This is a genomic window from Buchnera aphidicola (Nippolachnus piri), assembly GCF_039383305.1.
GTDB lineage: Bacteria > Pseudomonadota > Gammaproteobacteria > Enterobacterales > Enterobacteriaceae > Buchnera_F > Buchnera_F aphidicola_AZ.
This window is the reverse complement of record NZ_CP135009.1, coordinates 322,719-341,008: the sequence shown is the minus strand read 5'-3', so window position 1 is coordinate 341,008 and position 18,290 is coordinate 322,719. Positions and strand designations below refer to the sequence as shown.

Annotated in this window: 13 protein-coding genes and 1 tRNA gene; 5 read left to right on the top strand and 9 right to left on the bottom strand. The window is 17.4% G+C overall.

The window, feature by feature from the left end:
• Positions 1 to 55: 55 nt before the first annotated feature.
• From clpX to RJT25_RS01550, 3 genes are all read right to left on the bottom strand, one after another.
• Entirely contained in the window at positions 56 to 1,285 is a 1,230-nt protein-coding gene (gene clpX, locus RJT25_RS01560; protein ID WP_343126465.1) for an ATP-dependent Clp protease ATP-binding subunit ClpX, read from the bottom strand.
• Positions 1,286 to 1,353: 68 nt separating this feature from the next.
• Entirely contained in the window at positions 1,354 to 1,980 is a 627-nt protein-coding gene (locus RJT25_RS01555) for an ATP-dependent Clp protease proteolytic subunit (RefSeq protein ID WP_343126464.1), read from the bottom strand.
• A 199-nt stretch (positions 1,981 to 2,179) separates the two neighbouring features.
• Complete coding sequence (locus RJT25_RS01550) at positions 2,180 to 2,482, bottom strand: BolA family protein (protein ID WP_343126463.1); 303 nt, start codon at positions 2,480 to 2,482, stop codon at positions 2,180 to 2,182.
• A gap of 419 nt (positions 2,483 to 2,901) precedes the next feature.
• On the opposite strand from RJT25_RS01550, the gene cyoA reads away from it, so the two are divergent.
• The 4 genes from cyoA to RJT25_RS01530 all read left to right on the top strand — a co-directional run bounded on the left by cyoA (position 2,902) and on the right by RJT25_RS01530 (position 7,614).
• Complete coding sequence (cyoA, locus tag RJT25_RS01545) at positions 2,902 to 3,756, top strand: ubiquinol oxidase subunit II (RefSeq protein WP_343126462.1); 855 nt, start codon at positions 2,902 to 2,904, stop codon at positions 3,754 to 3,756.
• A gap of 75 nt (positions 3,757 to 3,831) precedes the next feature.
• The gene (gene cyoB, locus RJT25_RS01540) at positions 3,832 to 5,793 is read left to right on the top strand and encodes a cytochrome o ubiquinol oxidase subunit I (protein WP_343126461.1); all 1,962 of its coding nucleotides are present in this window, start codon (positions 3,832 to 3,834) and stop codon (positions 5,791 to 5,793) included.
• Positions 5,794 to 5,800: 7 nt separating this feature from the next.
• Positions 5,801 to 6,424 carry a cytochrome o ubiquinol oxidase subunit III gene (locus tag RJT25_RS01535; protein ID WP_343126460.1) on the top strand — a complete coding sequence of 208 codons (624 nt, stop codon included), beginning with the start codon at positions 5,801 to 5,803 and terminating at the stop codon, positions 6,422 to 6,424.
• A gap of 287 nt (positions 6,425 to 6,711) precedes the next feature.
• Complete coding sequence (locus RJT25_RS01530) at positions 6,712 to 7,614, top strand: protoheme IX farnesyltransferase (RefSeq protein WP_343126459.1); 903 nt, start codon at positions 6,712 to 6,714, stop codon at positions 7,612 to 7,614.
• 11 nt (positions 7,615 to 7,625) lie between these two features.
• Here the strand turns inward: RJT25_RS01530 and RJT25_RS01525 are convergent, their stop codons facing one another.
• Together RJT25_RS01525 and nusB are read right to left on the bottom strand one after the other, a co-directional pair.
• A complete protein-coding gene (locus tag RJT25_RS01525; RefSeq protein ID WP_343126458.1) occupies positions 7,626 to 7,922 on the bottom strand; it encodes a TusE/DsrC/DsvC family sulfur relay protein in 297 nt (98 codons plus the stop codon).
• A 206-nt stretch (positions 7,923 to 8,128) separates the two neighbouring features.
• Positions 8,129 to 8,554 (bottom strand): transcription antitermination factor NusB, encoded by a 426-nt coding sequence (gene nusB / locus RJT25_RS01520; protein ID WP_343126457.1) that lies wholly within the window; start codon positions 8,552 to 8,554, stop codon positions 8,129 to 8,131.
• 158 nt (positions 8,555 to 8,712) lie between these two features.
• Here nusB and RJT25_RS01515 point away from each other — a divergent pair.
• Positions 8,713 to 8,789 (top strand) — tRNA-Met (locus RJT25_RS01515).
• Between the two features lie 11 nt (positions 8,790 to 8,800).
• On the opposite strand, the gene recD is transcribed toward RJT25_RS01515, so the two are convergent.
• The 4 genes from recD to mscS all read right to left on the bottom strand — a co-directional run bounded on the left by recD (position 8,801) and on the right by mscS (position 18,196).
• The gene (gene recD, locus RJT25_RS01510) at positions 8,801 to 10,615 is read right to left on the bottom strand and encodes an exodeoxyribonuclease V subunit alpha (protein ID WP_343126456.1); all 1,815 of its coding nucleotides are present in this window, start codon (positions 10,613 to 10,615) and stop codon (positions 8,801 to 8,803) included.
• Between the two features lie 9 nt (positions 10,616 to 10,624).
• Complete coding sequence (gene recB, locus RJT25_RS01505) at positions 10,625 to 14,092, bottom strand: exodeoxyribonuclease V subunit beta (protein WP_343128834.1); 3,468 nt, start codon at positions 14,090 to 14,092, stop codon at positions 10,625 to 10,627.
• Between the two features lie 7 nt (positions 14,093 to 14,099).
• Entirely contained in the window at positions 14,100 to 17,201 is a 3,102-nt protein-coding gene (locus RJT25_RS01500) for an exodeoxyribonuclease V subunit gamma (RefSeq protein ID WP_343128833.1), read from the bottom strand.
• Between the two features lie 116 nt (positions 17,202 to 17,317).
• A complete protein-coding gene (mscS, locus tag RJT25_RS01495) occupies positions 17,318 to 18,196 on the bottom strand; it encodes a small-conductance mechanosensitive channel MscS (protein WP_343126721.1) in 879 nt (292 codons plus the stop codon).
• Positions 18,197 to 18,290: the final 94 nt, after the last annotated feature.

Here is an 18,290-nt window from a genome sequence, read left to right as displayed (position 1 = left end):
ATTTTTATACTCAAAATATATCATGTTTTTTATTTGATTTTTGTATGAAAATTTTTTATAAATTTAATGAAAATATTAATTTTGGTTTTTCTAATCCTAGTACAACTTTTTTATTAATATAAATTTTCTGTAAATTTTTGTAATTAGGTAAATAATACATTGTATCTAATAACAAAGATTCTAAAACTATTTTTAATCCTCTGGCTCCTGTGTTAGCTTTTTTTGATTTTTTTGCAATTTCAATTAATGCTTCTTTATTAAATTTTAATTTGACATTATGAAGTTTAAATAATGTTTTATATTGTTCAATTAATGAATTTTTAGGTTTATATAATATTGATGTTAATTGTTTTATATTTAATTTTTTTAATGTTACTGAAATAGGTAATCTACCTATAAATTCTGGAATTAATCCAAAATTTATTAAATCTTTTGGTAAAATATTTTTTGATTGAAGATTTTTTTTTTTTATATGAGTGTAAATTTTAGAATTAAAACCAATTAAAGAATTTTTTTGTAATCTATTTTGTATAATAGATTTTAATCCGTTAAAAGATCCTCCACATATAAATAAAATATTAGTAGTGTCAATTTTAATATATTCTTGATCTGGATGTTTACGTCCTCCTTTCGGTGGAATAGAAGCTATTGTTCCTTCAATAATTTTTAATAAAGCTTGTTGTACCCCTTCTCCTGAGACGTCTCGTGTTAATGATATGTTTTTATTTTTTTTAGCAATTTTATCGATTTCATCTATATAAATAATTCCTTTTTGCGCTAATTCTATTTCATAATTACATTTTTGTAATAAATTTAGAAGAATATTTTCTACATCTTCTCCGACATATCCCGCTTCAGTTAATGTAGTTGCGTCTGCAATTATAAATGGAACATTAATAAATTTAGCTAATATTTTAGCTAATAATGTTTTTCCGCATCCTGTTGGACCAATTAATAAAATATTGCTTTTTTCTAAAGGTAATTTATTTTTTTGAATATTATTTAAACGTAAATAGTGGTTATAAATTGCTACTGATAAAACTTTTTTTGTATATTTTTGCCCTATAACAAATTTATTTAAATGTTCATAGATTTTTATGGGATTTGGAAATAAAAATTTTATATTTTTTATTTTTTTTTTTTTTGAAAAAAAATTTTGATAAATTTGAATACATTTTTTACAAATATTTGCATTAGATGTTGTAATTATTTGTGATTTTTTTTTGGGTTTTTTTTGACAAAAAGTACAAAATGTATGTTTTTTGTAATTTATAATTTGATTCATTTTTTTCTCTTAATATATTTTAATTTATTTTTTTAATTTTTTTAATTATAGATATATATTTTTTATTATTATTTTTTTCGAGTAGTAAAGATAGAATCAATAATTCCATATTGTAAAGATTCTTTAGGTGATAAAAAATAATCTCTATTAGTATCTTTTTTAATTTTTTTAATATTATTTTTAGTATGAAATGCAATTAAAGTATTAATTTTTTTTTTAATTTTTTTGATTTCTTGTGCTTGAATCATAATGTCAGATGCTTGACCTTGAAATCCTCCGGAAGGTTGATGTAACATAATTCGAGAGTTTGGTAAACAAAATCTTTTTCCAAAAGTACCGGAGCATAATAATAAGGCAGCCATAGAACATGCTTGCCCTAAACAAATGGTATTTATATCTGGTTGAATAAATTGCATAGTATCATAAATAGATAAACCAGAGGTAACGATTCCTCCTGGAGAGTTAATATATAAAAAAATATCTTGATTAGGATTCTTAGCTTCTAAAAATAACATTTGAGCTATTATTAAATTAGAAGAATTATCATTAATCTCACCCGTTAAAAAAATAATTCGATCTTTTAATAACCTTGAATAAATATCATAAGTATTTTCATTATATGTATTTTTTTCAATTACATAAGGAATAGATGTAAATGTATTTTTTGTTTTTTTTTTAGTGGATATATATGGCATATGACGTCTCTATAAGTAAAATTTTTTGATTTTTATTAAAAATTAAAATTATGATTTTTTTTGAAGTAAAATGATATATATAAAATTATAATATTTTAAATACTTTATATTTATAATTTTTTTAAAATTTTTTAACGTTATAGTTTAATAATGTTTAAAAAAAATGTTAAGAAAAATGTTTGATAGGTTAAAATATTTTTCAAATATTTTTTTTTAAGCAAATATTTTTTTTAATTATAAATTTTTTTTTTGACCATTCTTCGATTGTATAAGTAAATAAGTTTAGACTATAAATATTTTTTGGAATATATTTTCTAAAAATTTTATAAATTAATTTATGACGATTTAGTAAACTAATATTTGAAAAATTTTTTGAGACAATAACAAAAGTATAATGTTTTTTTTGATTATTTGTTTTTTTATGTAATTTTGTATCATTATAAATTTTTAAATAATGTAAAATTATTTTTTTTTGTAATTTTTCTAAAATAAATTTTTTCATTTTTTACTAATTTAAACCTTTTTTGATATTTTTAGAAAAAATAAAAATCATGAATGTGAATTTTAGGGGGGAATTTTTATATTTGTTAAAATATATTAAATTTTATGTATATTAAATAATGTATAGATTGTTTTTAAAAAATATCTAGAAACTTAAAATAGTGTATAATATAATATTCTTAAATATAAATAATATATTTTAGTATTTGAATAATTATCTATAAAATAAAAAATATTTTTATTTTTATATTATTAATAGTATAACATTTTTTTTTTAAAAAAATAAAATATTTTTATTTTTTTATATAGTAGTATTTATTTTTTACAGTATTAAAATAAATTTTTATATTTTTTTTAAAAAAATGATATACTTTTTTTAAAAATAATTTTAATTTTTATAAAAAATAATATAGGTTTTTTATGAATAATAGTAATAATATAAATATAATACATAAAATTTTAATTTTATTTTGTGTATCTTTTTTTTTAATTTTTTATCTTATTTTTAAATTTTTGAACATTTCACAAAGTAGAATTGCTCATACGGAATTTATGTTAATGTGGATTGTTTTTAAGATTATGTTATTAATAGTTCTTCCTGTTTTTTTTTTAATATTTTTTATTTTATATAAATATAATAAATTTAATTTAAAATCTATTTATAAGCCAAATTGGTCTCATTCATATAAAATAGAAATTATAGTTTGGGTTATTCCTATTTTAATAGTATTTTTTTTATCTTATTTATCTTTGAAATATACTCATTTGTTAGAGCCTAGGAAATCTTTGAGAAGCATTAGATCTCCTATTATTATTGAAGTAATTTCTTTAGACTGGAGATGGTTATTTATCTATCCAAAATATAAAATTGCAACAATTAATGAAATTGTGATACCTATTAATACTCCCATAAAATTTAAAATTACTTCTTATTCAGTAATGAATTCTTTTTTTATTCCTTCTTTGGGAAGTCAAATTTATTCTATGGCAGGAATGGTAACTCAATTAAATTTAATTGCAAATTCAGTAGGAAAATATAAAGGAATTTCTTCAAATTATAGTGGTTTTGGATTTTCAAATATGAAATTTCAAGTACGTGTGGTAAAAAATGAATTTAATTTTAAACATTGGGTTAATGTAATACATCGTTCTCCTCTAAAGATAGATACATCTAGAAAATTATTTAATATTTTAGAATCTAATAAAAATTTTCGGATAAAATATTTTTCTTCTATTTCTCCAAATCTTTTTAATAATATTGTAAATTTATTTTAAAATATTTATAAAATATAAATATAAATTATAAAATGAAATTTTATATATAAGTTATTTCAGATTAAAGGATTTCAAATGTTTGGAAAATTAACTATTAATTCTATTCCTTTTCAAGAACCAATAATTTTATTTACTTTTTTTATATTACTATTATTTAGTAGTTGTATTTTTATAATTTTAACATATTTAAAAAAATGGAAATATTTATGGAATACTTGGCTGACTACAGTTGATCATAAAAAAATTGCTATTATGTATTTTTTTTTAAGTTTTTTAATGTTTTTAAGAGGATTTGTTGATGCTATTATGATGCGAATTCAACAATGTATAGTTTCTTTAGGGTTTTTAGGATTTTTACCACCGCATCATTATGATCAGATTTTTACAGCTCATGGTGTTATTATGATTTTTTTTGTTGCTATGCCTTTAGTAATAGGACTTATGAATTTTGTGATTCCATTACAAATTGGAGCAAGAGATTTAGCTTTTCCATTATTAAATAGTATTAGTTTTTGGTTAACTGTTAGTTCTATGTTACTAATGAATTTATCTGTAATTATTGGTGAATTCGCAAAAACAGGATGGTTAGGTTATCCACCATTATCTGAATTACAATATAGTCCTGGTGTAGGTGTTGATTATTGGATTTGGATTTTACAGATTTCCGGTATTGGCACTATTTTTACTGCAATTAATTTTTTAGTTACAATTTTTAAAATGCGTACGAAAGGTATGAAGATGTTTCGTTTACCTATTTTTACTTGGGCATCTTTATGTACAAATGTTTTAATTTTAATTTCTTTTCCTGTTTTGAGTATTACGTTGGGATTATTAACTTTAGATAGATATTTAAATTTTCATTTTTTTACGAATGATATTGGTGGAAATATGATGGTATATATAAATTTAATATGGATTTGGGGTCATCCGGAAGTTTATATATTAATTTTACCAATGTTTGGTGTTTTTTCAGAAATAGTATCTACTTTTTCGAAAAAGAAATTATTTGGATATTTATCTTTAGTTTGGGCTACAATTGTAATTACTGTCTTATCTTTTATTGTGTGGTTACATCATTTTTTTACTATGGGGTCAGGAGCTAGTGTAAATACGTTTTTTAGTATTACAACAATGATTATTGCTATACCTACTGGTGTAAAAATTTTTAATTGGTTATTTACAATGTATCGAGGACGTATTGAATTTCATTCTTCGATGTTATGGACTATTGGTTTCTTAATTACTTTTACGATTGGTGGAATGGCTGGTATATTTTTAGCAATTCCTCCTATTGATTTTATTTTACATAATAGTTTATTTTTAGTTGCTCATTTTCATAATGTTATTATTGGAGGTGTTGTTTTTGGAGGTTTTGCTGGTATTACATATTGGTTTCCAAAAATTTTTGGTTTTACTTTAGATGAAAAATGGGGTTTTAGAGCATTTTGGTTATGGATAATTGGTTTTTTTATTACTTTTATGCCTTTATATATTCTAGGTTTAATGGGAATGACTCGTCGTTTGAGTCAAAATATTGATAAAGATTTTCAATTTTTATTAATGGTATCTATGTGTGGTGTTTTTTTAATTTTTTTTGGTATTTTATCTCAAATAATTCAAATTTATATTTCTATAAAAAATCGTAAATCTTATATGGATATTACAGGTGATCCATGGGATGGTCGTACATTAGAATGGTCTACAAAATCTCCTCCTCCTATATATAATTTTTCTATTTTACCCATCGTGACTAGTAAAGATGCTTTTTGGATTTTTAAAAATACTTCTTTAAAAAGTTGTAACAATATTCTTTATAAAGATATTTATTTACCTTGTAATAGTAGTTTTGGATTTTTCATAGGTTTATTTGTTACAATTTTTGGTTTTTCTATGGTATGGCGTATTTTTTGGATAATAAAATATTTATTTTTTGGTATATTATTATTAATTATCTTAAAAATTTTTCAAGATCCAAAAATGCATTTAATTTCTATAAAGAAAATTAAAAAAAATGAAAAAAATAATTTTAAGAAATAGGAAAAAAATGATATTTAAAAAAGAAAATTCACAAAATAAGTTTATAAAAATTACTTCGAAAAAAAATATTAATTTTGAAAAAAAAATTTTTGGTTTTTGGCTATATTTAATGAGTGAATGTATTGTTTTTTCAGTTTTATTTGTAGTTTTTTTTTTAATGAATACTAAGAATCAATGTTTTAATATGATGAAAACTCATGAAATATCTTTTCAAATAATTTTTTTAGAAACAATTTTTTTATTACTTAGTTCATTTATATATAGTATTATTGTATATTTTTTTAAAAGAATTTCTATTAGAAATATATTTTTTATATTATGTTTAACATTATTTTTTACTTCTTTATTTTTAATATTAGAAATTTATGAATTAAATCATATTTTTTTAGTTTTTTGTCCATATGAAATTAATGGTTTTTTTTCTTCTTTTTTTGCATTGTTGGGTATGCATTGTATACATATTTTTGGGGCAATTTTTTGGATATTACTTTTAATATTCCGTATTTTTTTTAATGAAAATATAAAAAATCTTTATTCAGACTTTTTTTGTTTAAATTTATTTTTTCAATTTTTAGATATTATATGGTTATTTATTATTATTTTTGTTTATTTATTACACAAAATTTCTTAAATTTTAGGTATCATTATGTCAATTTGTAAAAAAAAATTTTTTTTAAATTCTTTATTTATAAGTTTTTTTTTTATTTTAGTATTGATTTTTTTTACATTTTATATTATTTTTTTAAAAAATTTTTCTAAAATATCAAAAAAAAATATTCTTATTTTGAGTTTTTTAATACAAATTATAATACATTTATATCATGTCTTAAATATTAAAAAAAATAATTTAATAATTTTAAATTTTTTTTCTTTATTTTTTACTATTTTAATAATTGGTATAATTTTTATAGGATCTTTATGGATAATGAATCATTTAAACCATTAAAATTTCTAAAAAATTATTTATATAAGGTAATACATTTTTTAATGTTGTTAAAACCTGGTATTTTATTAGGTAATAGTTTAACATTTTTAAGTGGATTTTTGATAGCTTCCAAGAATCAGTTTGAATTAAAATATTTTTTAATCTCATTAATAAGTTTAATTAGTATTATAGGTTCTGCATGTATTATAAATAATATTTTTGATCGAGATATTGATCGTCAAATGAATCGTACTAAGAATAGATTTTTGTGTAATTCTAATATTTTTATGATTTTTTTATCTTATTTATATTCTTTTTTTTTATTATTTTTAGGATTTTTTTTGTGTTATCAATATAATAATTTATTTTGTTTAATATTATTTATTTTAGGTTTTTTTATTTATACAGTTATTTATACTATCTTTTTAAAAAGAAAAAAAATTTATGCGACTTTAATAGGCGGTATTTCAGGATCTTTACCGCCTCTTATTGGGTATGTTACTATACAGAAAAAATTTGATATTTGTAGTATTATATTATTTTTAGTATATTTTTTTTGGCAAATTCCGCATACATTTTCAATTTCTATTTATTGTTTAGAAGATTATCAAAATATTAAAATACCAACGTATTTTATAAAAAAAGGAATTTTAAAATCTCAAATAATAATAATTTCTAGCATTTTTTTAAATTTTTTATTTTTATTATTATTAAGTGTTTACATATCAGTAAATTTTTTAAATTATTTTATTTTATGTTTTTTCTATTTTTTTTGGATATTTTTTTCTATATTTGGTAGATTTTTTTTATCTGATAAAAAATGGTCATATTATATTTTTATTTTTTCTTTATTTGTAATTTTTTTAAAAAATATATTTTTTTTAAATTTTTTATAAAAAATAATTTTTTATATGCATAAATGATTAGTAGGTAATCCTGCAATTTTACATGCATTTTTAAGGGGATTTCTAGAAAATAATTTAAAAAAAATTTGAGTATTTAAATTTATATCAGATGTTTTTTTTATAGTTAGTATAATCATTTTTATTGAAGGAATAATTTTATAACGTAAATAAAAAGATCTTAAAAAAAAAATAATTTTCCAATGTATTTTTTTTAAATATATTGAATATTTTAAAGCAATTTTTATAGCGATATTTTTATTCCAAGGTTCAGATATTTTTTTTGTTAATAGATTTTTCATAATTTTTTTAAGAATTTTTTTAAAAGCATGAAAAAATATTTTTTAAATAGTATATATATTTTATAAAAAAAAAGTGTATTTAGAAGTTTTTTATTATTTAAAAAATTTTTTTATTTTTTCTAAATATACATGTTTGTGTATATTTAGTTTTTTTAAATATTTTCTTTTTAAATTTTTTTTAAAATTAAAAATTTTTATAAAAAAACTTAATTTTTAATTTTTTGAAGTAAATATTTTACAATTTTATCTAATACTCCATTAATAAATTTATGACTTTTTTCGGCTCCAAAAATTTTTGCTAATTCGATACCTTCATTAATCGAAACTTTATAAGGTATATCTTTTCTTTTTAAAATTTCGAATAAAGAAATTCTTAAAATAATTATTTCTATATTTCCGAGTGTACGAATATGTCGAGATAAATAAGGAATCATAAAAACATCTAAATTTTTTACATATTTAATAACACCATATATAATATCATGAAAATAAATCAAATCAATTTTTTTGATATCTTGTTTTTTTAAAAAATATTTTATAATTTCTTGAGTCATAATATTTTTAGAAATTTGCCAAGAATACAAAGTTTGTAATGCAATTATACGAGCTTTTCTTCTTTTTTTAGGAATCATTTAATATTTCTCAAAGATAATTTTAAATACATTTTGAAAAAATTTATTTTGTAAAAATTTATTTTTTTTAAAAAAAATTTTAGAATATTTAAATATAAATATTTTGTAAAAATTCTTGTTTTTTAAAAAAAAATATTATATAATATACAATAATAAAAAGCGGGGTGGAGCAGTTTGGTAGCTCGTCGGGCTCATAACCCGAAGGTCGTTGGTTCAAATCCATCCCCCGCAACCATTTTATTTTTTTTAAAAATTTTTATGTAGTCCTGATTTCTTTTTTTTAATATTATTTATAATTTTTAACATAATTTTATTATTTATATATATTTTAATTTTTTTTTTTGTTCTTGTTAAGGCTGTATAAAATAATTCTTTATTCATAATTGAATAATATTTATTAGGAAAAATTAAAATAACATTTTTAAATTCAGATCCTTGTGATTTGTGAATTGTCATAACCCATGCACTTTGAAAATTTTTTATTAATATAGGATTAATAGAGAAAATTGTATTATTAGAAGATTGAAAAAATATTTTATATTTTTTTTTATATAATATACAAATTCCAATTATTCCATTAAATAATTTTAATTTAAAATTATTTTTTGTAATTAAAATTATTTTTCCATGATACCATATTTTAGATTTTTTTTGAGATAGATTATTTTTTTGAAAAAAAATATTGTCTAAAAAATTATTTAAAAATTTTTCCCCGAAATATCCATCTTTTATTGCACATAATACTCGATTTTTTTGAAAATTTTTTAAAATTTTTTTAATATTTAAAGGAAAATTATTGTTTTTTTTTTTTATTAGTTTCCAATGTTTTTGGTATAAATTTTTGATACTTTTTAACATTTTTTTATAATAAAATTCTGTAGAAATATCAGATAAAATAAAATTTTTAGTATTTTTTAAAAAAATTAAATCTTTTAAAAAAATTTTTTTTTTATTTTCTAAAATTTTTGTGAACTTTATTACCATATTATTTGTGTTAAAACGATAATTTTTTTTTAAAATCACAATTGAATTTTTAATATTTTTTTCAGATATTTTTTTACAAATTTTTAATTTTTGTTTCGTAAATATTGAAATATATTGTGAAAATATAGGATTGTATGTATTTTTTGCAAAATAACAAATTTCTTTTAAAATTGAAGCGGTTTCAATAGGTTGTAATTGGTTTATATCTCCAGAAAATATTATTTTTGTATGTAGAGAAATTCTTTGACATAAAATTTCCATAATATTAGTATCTAACATTGAAGCTTCATCAATAATTAAAAGATCAAAATTTATTTTTTTTTTGTATTTTTTGTTAATAATAAAATTTTTTTGAATTAATAAAGTTTTGTGTAAGGTGTTTGCAGTGATTAAATATTTTTTATTTTCTAATGAAGAAAATTTTTGTTTGTGTAAAATTTTATATATTGTATTTGTTAAATGTGTTGTGGCTTTTCCCGTTAAAGCTGTTAATGCAATTTTTAATGTGTGAGTAGTTGTTTTAATTAATATTATTAAAATATATGCTAAAATTGTTGTTTTTCCAGTTCCTGGTCCTCCAATTAAAAAAGAAATTTTATGAAATAATATTATTCCAATAGCTAATTTTTGTTTTTTATCTATATTTTTAAAATTAAAATTTTTATATATTTTAGAATACTTTTTTAAAATTCTAGTATAATTAATAGTTTTATTTTTAAAAAATTTTAAAATTTTTTTTTCTTGTTTCCAGTATCGTGATAAATATATGTATTTTTTTTTAATTATATAAGGTAAATTTTTTTTATTATTCCATAATTTAATATTTTTTATAATATTCCAAAAATATTGTAGTTTTTGAATTTTTTTTTTTAAAATATGATTCTTAGAAAAATATTTTATTGAAAGACAAGTATTTCCTTTATTCGATTCATAATTTAAAATTAATATAATTAATAATTTTTTTATTGAAAAATATGGCAATAAAGTTTTTATACAATAAAAATCTATTTCTTGAATTATTTTTTTAATTTTAGATTTTTTTAAAATTCTTAAAAAATTTTTTTTACTTAATAACACTATTTTTTCCTAAAATAATAAATTTAGTTTTTTAATTAAAGAATAGTTTGGAAGATAAAAAAAAATTCCATTTTTATTATGAATATTATCGAAAGATCTAATGAATAAATATATTATGCCTCCAAAATGTTTAGAATATTTATAATTTTTTAATTTATTTATTAAATATCGATGTAAAGCGATACTATAAATTTGATATTGAACATCATAACGATTTTTATAGATTTCTTTATATATATTTTTTTGATTATAAAAAATATTTTTTGGTCCTAACCAATTGGTTTTATAATCTAATAAAAAATATTGATTATTGTAAATATATATTAAATCTATAGCCCCTGTTAACATACCAGTAATATCAGGGTATTGAATATCAGGGAGTTTTTTAGAATTTACATCATAAGTTTTAATGATTTTATTGAAGTTTTGAATATTAAATTTTTTTTGTAATGGTATAAAGAATTGCATTTCTTGAATGTATTGTTTTTTTTGAATTTTATTTAAAGAAAATTTTTTAGAATATATAGGACAATTTAAAATATTAAATATCCATTTAGAAAAAAATTTTTTTTTTTTTTTTGTTAATATTAGATTTTCTGTATTAGTTAAAATATAAGAATCTTTAGAGAAATTTGAAAAATTAATATTTTTTAATATTTTATGTATTAATATACCATTTTTTTTACCTTTTGGAAAATTGTAAGAAGTATATTTTTTTTTAGTAATTGTTTTAAAAGAGTGAGATGTATCAAAAATTTTTTTAGGTAATTTAATAATTTTTTTTTGTTTATGTAAAATTTTAGAATAACTTAGGATTTCCCAAGGTAAACAAATATTTTTTATAAGATTTTTTTTTTTTTCTATGTAAGAAATTTTATTTAAATTTTTTATTTTATAAAATTTTGTTTTTTTTTGGTATATCTTAACAAGATTTTTTGGAGTACTTTTTAAAATATTAGAAAAATATAATTTTTTTTTATTAATTCTATTTTTTAATAAATATTTTAATGCATTATCATAGATATTTTCTTTTTTAGATTTTATAGTAGCAATACTAATACGACAATGAATTATACTTCGTGTAATTGCAACATATAATAATCTTAGTTCTTCGGAAAATTTTTCTTTTAAAAGATGATTAATATTTTTTTTAAAGTATTTTATATTGAATGTTTTTTTTTGAAAAATTATTTTATATGTTAAAAATTCATTAATTTTATTATTAAAAAAACTAAAAAATGGAATCCAGACAATAGGAAATTCTAATCCTTTTGCTTTAAAAATAGTCATAATTTGAATTTTTTTTTTAGAATTAATAGAAAAATTTTTTTGATGCGTAGATAATTCATAATTTTTTTGTATTTTTTTTTGTAACCATTGAATTAAAAGAAATTTATTATATATTAAATTATTTTTTTTTTCTAAAATATGAATAAGAATTATAAATTCTTGCTCCTTTATTAAAAAATTTTCTTGTATTATTTGAGAATTTTTTTGATATTCAAAAAAAATTTTTTTTAACATTTCAAAAATACCAAATTTGTTCCAAATTTTATAATATTGATTTATTTTTTTTAGAATTTTTATTTTATTATTTAAATTTGTATTAATTTTATGAATTTTATAAATATTTATATTAAAAAATCTTGTTAAAAAAATTTTTTGAAATTTATATTCATTATTGGGATGTATAATACAATCTAAGATCCATAATATTTCTAAAGAAATTTTTTGTAAAAAAATATTTTTTTTTTCAGAAGTATAAAAAGACGACAAACCATGTTTTTTTAATTCTTTTTTAATAATTTTGGCTTCAAGTTTATTTTTTATTAAAATGACAATATCTTTTGGTAAAATTTTTTTTTGAATATTTTTTTGAAAAGTTAACATTGCTTGTTTTTTAGAGGATAATAATATCCATTTTGAGATACTTGCTGCACATTCTTTTGCTGAAATTTTATAGTATTTTTTTTTTGTAATAGAATTTTGTGAACATAAAAAAAATTTTAGAGGTTCTTGTATGATGTTTTTTAGAAAAAAATTGAATTCAGAATTTTTTGGGGAATGTTGACAAAAAGAATATTTTAATTTTTTTATAAAAAATGAATTTTTTTTATATAGAAATATTTCATTGATACTTTGTATAATTTTAGGTGAAGATCGATAATTTATATTTAAATTATATTTTTCTTGAGCTATTTTATGAAAAAAAAAGTAATATTTTAAATTTACATTTCTAAAACTATAAATTGATTGTTTAGGGTCTCCAATTAAAAATAATGTATTTTTTAAAGAATTTTGATATATTTTTATAAATATTTTATTTTGAAAAATATCAAGGTCTTGGCATTCATCAATTAAAACCATAGGATATTTTTTTTGTATATATTTTTTTAATAATGATTTTTTTTTTTTAACATTTTTTAAAAAAATTTGAGTAATATCATTAAAATCAATATAATTTTTTTTTATTTTAATTTTTTGAAAAATAAAAAAAATTTCAGAAGTAGCTAATGTTAAAAAAATTTTATGTAATGAAAAATCTATTTTTAAAAATTTTTCTATATTTTTAAAAATTAACATTTTATTTTCATTAAAAATTTTTGATTTAAATTGTAAATTAGAAAAATATTTTAAAACTTTTGGAAAATTATAATTTTTAGTGGGAGTATAAGCCCATTGAGAAATTTCATTATGCCATTTTTTTATATTTTTAGATGTATAAATTCTTTTATTTAATACAAAATTTTTTAACAGAGGTATAATTTTTTTTTTTTTTAATATCCATAAATTTTTAGTAGTATTAATAGTATTAATAAAATATTTATGTTTTTTATTTAATATTTTTTTTATTGGAAATATAGATTTTGTGTACTGATTTAATGATATTTTTATAAAGATTGATTTATATAAAATAAGTGGGGAATACCATTTTTTTATTAAAATTTTTAAAATATCTTTTTTAAAATTATAAAAAATTTTTCTCCAAAAATTTTTAGTAGCTTGAAATAATAAATTTTTTATATTTTTTAAAATATTTTTTGGAATATCTTGTAAAATTGAAAATTGGAATTCTTGTAAAATTTTCCAGAAAAAACTATGTACAGTATAAATTTCAAGATTATGTATGTTTTTTTTAATTTTTTTTAAATGATTTTCTATATCATTTATATTTTCTGTAGATGTTAATATTTTGTTTTTAAAAATTTCTTTTATATTTTTTTTTTTATATATTTGAAGTAAATTTTTTAAAGTTTCAATAATTCTATTATTTAATTCAATTTTTGAATTTTTTGTAAAAGTTAATAGTAAAATTTTTTGTATTGAATATTTATATAAATTTTTAGAATTTTTTATAAATAAAAAATTTAAAAATAATTTTACTATTGTAAAAGTTTTACCAGTACCTGCTGAAGACTCAATTAATATAATTCCTGTATTTATTTTTTTTTTAAAAAGTAATGAAATTTTTTTCATATTTTTTTTATTTTATAAAGTAAAGAGATTTTAAAAGTGGAAACCACCAATATTTTGAAATTTTTTTAATTTTTTTAATTTTTTCTGGTGTTAAAATAGGAATAATTTTTTGAATATAAATATTTTTTTTTTCACCCGGATATAAAAAATTTCCATTCCATGTTTTTTGAAAAATTTTATTTTTTAAGTTTTTGTTTATATTTTTTTTTTTTAAGATATTATTTTTTATAAAGTATATAGAATTTAACCATTTAATACCAGATTCTAATAATAATAATGGTTTTTTAATACCCATATAATATCCGTTTAAATATTGTAATAAGTATTCTTGAGCTTTTTTTTTATTTATTATAGAAAATTTTAAATATTTTTTATCTAAACTATATAAGAAACTTTCTTTTTGATATCCTAAAGCAGAATATGTCAAATGTTCTAACCATAAAGACATAATATTTTTTGTTTTTAAGTGTAAAGGTATCCAACGAATTATTTCAAAGTTATGAATATTTTTTATAGTTCCGGTTAAAGTTATTTTATTTAAAGATAAAGTAAAATTTAATTTTTTTGGAATATTAATTTTTTTAATAATTTTTTTAGATAAATTTTTCATTTTTTTTTTTTCTATTTTCCAATAAATTTTTCCTAATTTATTATTTGGTAATATACTTTTTTTTTGAAAGTATTCAAATTTAATTTTTTTTTTATAAAGAAACATATTTAAGAATTTTTTGTTTATTAAATATTTATTCAAAGGATTAATTAGGAAAGGTTCATTTAATGAATATGTTGTATTTTGATAAAAATTTGTTTTTATATTTAAAATTTCTGTAAAAAAGTATTGAATTGGGGATTTCCAAAATTTTATTAAATGTTTTAAATTTAATGAGTGAGAAAATTTTTTATTAATATGATACTTTTTCTTTATAATTTTTTTTTTTTCAAAATTTATAGAATTAAGATTTTCATTTTTTTTAAAAGATAAATTTTCTGAAGAAATAAAAATATTATTTAAAATAGTTTTTTTTTTTTGAAATTTTTTTAATAAAAATATATTTTGAAAAAATTCTTTTAATTCTTCTAAAAACATAGGTAAAAGTATATTTCTATTTTTAGAAATTTTATAACTTAAATATAAACATTTTTTTGTAGACATTATAGTATCAAAAAAAAAATTTTTATTTTTTAAATTTCTGTATATGTCATGTAGAATATTAAAATTTTTTTTAAATAATGTTATAGAGTTTTTTTTAGAAATAGTACTATCTTTTAGTTTATGACATCCTAAAATACATATAATTTTAAAAGGTAAATTATAAGATAAATTAATATTACCAATATTAATTGTTCCAGAAAAAAAATTTTTATAATATTTTTTTGGTGTTAAATTTAAAAAATTTTTATTTAATAAAATTTTTATTGAAATTTTTTTTTTATAATTTAAAAAAATTCCTACTTGAATATTTTTTAAAAAATTTTTATGTAACATATTAAAAAATTTTTTCCATTTTTCAGGTATTTTAAATATTTCTTGAATTAATTTTTTAATTATAACTATCCAATTTTTCAAATTTCTTGTGGAAGATAACAAACATCTCCATTTATTTAATGTTTCTAGGAAATTAATAAAGTGCCCTAATAATATTTTATATTTTTGAGACTGAATATTATATGGTAATGTATCTAACCAAATTTTGTCTTTAGATTTTAATAAAATTCCAGTTATAATTCTTTTAATAAAATATTCCCAAGAATGAAAAGGTAAATACGGTAATGACATTTTTTTAAAGTGTTTTTTATTATACCCCCAAAATTTTCCTATTTTTTCTAATAAAAAATATAAAATTTTTATTTCTTTTTTTTTAATTAAAAATTTTTTTCTAATAAATGATAAATCTAATAAATTTATAATCCATTCGTGTTCAAATTCTTGAAATGATAATGTTAATATTTTTTTAAAAATAAATAAAATTTTCTTTTTTTTTAAAATATATTTATTCTTTTTATGAATTTTAAATTTATTTTGTATTGAAAAATTTTTAAAAATGTTATTAATATGTATAAAATATTTTTTTATATTAGGTGATGTAATTAATATTTCATGCGGTTGTAATGTTATATTATTTTGAAATTGAATTAATAAATAATTAAAAATATTTTCAACTTCTTCTCTTTTAGAATAAGATCTTGAAATGTAAAAAGAATTATCTTGATTAGAATAAAATATATTTTTTTGTATATTTTTAAAATGGTTAGATTCATTATATTTCTGAAAGTATAAATTTTTTTTTTGAACTATTTGTAAAATTGTATTTGAAGAAATATAAAAAAATTTTCTTCTTTTAATTTTAAAAAATTTTTTTTGAGAACTCCAAAAAAAATCAGAAATATTATTAGAAGAAATATAATTTAAATTTAGTTTTTTTTTTTTTTTTATTTCGTAACATAAGAAATCTTTTAAAACAGAAACATATTCTAATATATATATGTTAGTATATTTTTTTAAATACATTAATATAAAAATATTTAAAGGTTTAAAAAGTTCAGTAGAGAAAATAAATAATCTTTTAGGTATATTATTATTTTTTTTTTTAAAGTTAGAATATGAAATAAATTTTTTTAAGGTTTTTGTAAAAGATAATTTTTTGTATTTTTTTTTAAAATATTTTATTATTTTTCTCCATATTTTTTTTTGAAAAATAAAATTTTTTTGAAAAGAGGTTAAATTTTTTTCCCAATTAAAAATATTTGTAGGATCATCGATTAAATATGTATGAAATATAGTAGCTAATAATATACAAAAATTTGTTTTTTTTGAGAGTGTAGTAGTTTTTAAAAATTTTAAATTAATTTTTTTTTTTTCTTCCAAAAAAATTAAAATCCAAATTAAATCTTGTTTTTTAAAATAAGAGGGGAAAGATGTATTGTATAAATTTTGCGTTTCTAAAAAATTTATTAAATATTTTTGACAAGATATAAATTTTATATTAGCACTAATCTTCATTTTTTTTGCAATAAAAATTTGTATCCATTTTTTTACTACTAAATTATCAATTAAAAAAAATTCAGGTTCTAAAACATTTTTTTTTTTTTTTTTTTTAAAATTGAACAAACTATTTTAAAAAGTTTTTTTATATTATTTGATTGATAAATTTTTAACATAAATTTAAAAAATCCTTTAACTTTTTTTTAAAAAATATATAAAATAAATATGGCGTAGATTTCTTTTTAACTACGCCATATTTTTCTTTTAAATTTTTTTTTATTTTTTTGATATAAATAAATATCCATTTGAGGATTAGGTATTGAAATATGATTTTTATCCAAAGTTTTTTTAAATTTCAACATTAAATCCCAATATACAGAATTTAAATCTTTAGTATAGCTCCAACAACGCACTTTAAAATTTAATGAAGAAGGAGCAAATTCTTTTAAACCTACTAAAGTACCTTTTTCATGTATTATCCTTTTTTCTTTTTTTAAAACTTTTTTTAAAATTTTTATTACTACATCTACATCTGAATCATATGATACATTAATGGAAAATTCATTTCTACGTATGGGTTCTCGGGAATAGTTAACAATGTTTCCTGAAATAATTTTTCCATTGGGTATCACTATTCGTTTACCATCTAAAGTTCTTAAAATTGTATAAAAAATATGTACATCTATTACTGTTCCGGAAATTAAACCAAAATTTACATATTCGCCAGTTTTTAAAGGACGAAATGTTACTAATAATACTCCTGCAGCAAAATTTGCAAGAGATCCTTGAAGTGCTAAACCTACTGCCATTCCTGCGGCTCCTAAGACGGTAATTACAGAATTAGCTTGTACTCCAATTCTCTCTAATATAGCAATAAAAGAAAATGTAATAATTGTATAATTTATTAAAGTTGATAAAAATCCTGAAATAGTATTATCAATTTTTTTAGTAATTAAAATGCTATGAATGCCATTAGAAACAAAACGTCCTAAAAATACTCCAAACATTAAAATAATAATTGCAGTAGAAAAATTAAAAATATAAGCAAATAATAAACTATGGTGTTTAAATACCCAACTTCCAACAGTATTTATATCTTTAATAACATGTAATTCTTCGATAATAGTTCCTGTAATTTGAAAATTTTAAAAATAATAAATAATAATAAAATTTTAAAAATTTTATTATATGAAGGAGCATATATTTAAATTTTAT